The sequence below is a fragment of the Deinococcus sp. YIM 134068 genome, from assembly GCF_036543075.1.
Lineage (GTDB): Bacteria > Deinococcota > Deinococci > Deinococcales > Deinococcaceae > Deinococcus > Deinococcus lichenicola.
Map to the genome: position 1 here is coordinate 1 of NZ_JAZHPF010000056.1, position 1,280 is coordinate 1,280.

The following is a 1,280-nucleotide window of genomic DNA, read 5'->3' on the forward strand; positions in this document are numbered from 1 at the left end:
GAAGGGCCCGGTGGGTTCTCGTGATCGTCGCAACGCTCTTCGAGGTGGGGGGTCGTTGATGGTGTTCGCGGTGGGGGTTCGTCAGCGGGTGTTCGCGTTGTTGGCTCAGGGCTGGTCGCAGAAGCAGACCGCATCGCAGACCGGCGTGTCAGCGCGAGCGATCGGGCGGTGGCGGGCCGAGGTTGGCGGGGTGGAGTTCGAACCGTGCCAGGTCCAGCGTTACCTCAGCCGTGACGAGCGCTACGAGATCGCCCGGCTCCACGACAGCGGAGTCGGGGTGCGAGAGATCGGGCGTCGGTTGGGCCGTTCGTGCTCGACGATCAGTCGAGAGCTGCGCCGTCCCGAGCGAGCAGCCGGGGCGCCGGGGCGCCCGAGCGGGCGCTCACCTGGCTACCAGCCCGAGGCCTGCCACCAGGCCGCGGTCCGGGCGCGGAACCGGCCACGGGCGTCGCGGCTGGCCGGTGACGATCGGCTGCGGGCGTGGGTCCAGACCCGGTTGGACCTCGGCTTGTCTCCCGAGCAGATCAGCGGACGGCTGCGCGTGGAGTTCGGTGATGATGAACAGATGCGGATCAGCCACGAGGCGATCTATCGCGCCATCTACGTCCTTCCCCGAGGCGAGCTGCGCCGCGAGCTCCGCGCGCACCTGCGCACCGGCCGTTCCCAGCGCCGGACCCGTCAGGCCCGCACTCCGCGCAACCCGCCGGGCCAGATCGTGGGCGCGGTCTCGATCCACGAGCGAGCAGAAGAGATCGAGAGCCGGCTCGTGCCCGGTCACCACGAGGGCGACCTGGTCTGCGGCCCGGCCGGGACGAGCGCCGCGATCGGCACGCTGGTCGAGCGGACCAGCGGGTTCTTGACCGCGTTCTTGTTGCCCGAGCGCCACACCGCTGAAGCGACCCTGGCCGGGCTCAGCGAGGCCGTGAACCGGACCGGGTGGCCGATGGCGTCGCTGACCTGGGACCGCGGCTCGGAGATGGCCCGCCACGCCGAGTTCAGCGCCGCGACCGGTATCCAGGTCTACTTCGCCGACCCCCACGCGCCCTGGCAGCGCGGCTCGAACGAGAGCACCAACGGCCTGCTACGCGAGTACGTCCCCAAAGGACGTGACATCGCCACCGTCACCGACACCGAGCTCCAGCACGCCGTCGAGCTGCTCAACAACCGGCCCCGCAAACGCCACGGCTTCCTCACCCCCACAGAGGTCCTGGCCGCCATACTCAAAGACCAAACCAGTGTTGCGACCACCCCATGAATCTGGGCCCGGAACGGGTTGGCGT

General features: G+C 70.3%; 1 protein-coding gene. It reads left to right on the plus strand.

Annotated features, from left to right (window positions below):
- Window positions 1-1,255 (plus strand): IS30 family transposase (locus V3W47_RS19650; RefSeq protein WP_442877252.1); only part of this gene is annotated, 1,255 nt, incomplete at its 5' end.
- Window positions 1,256-1,280 lie beyond the last annotated feature (25 nt).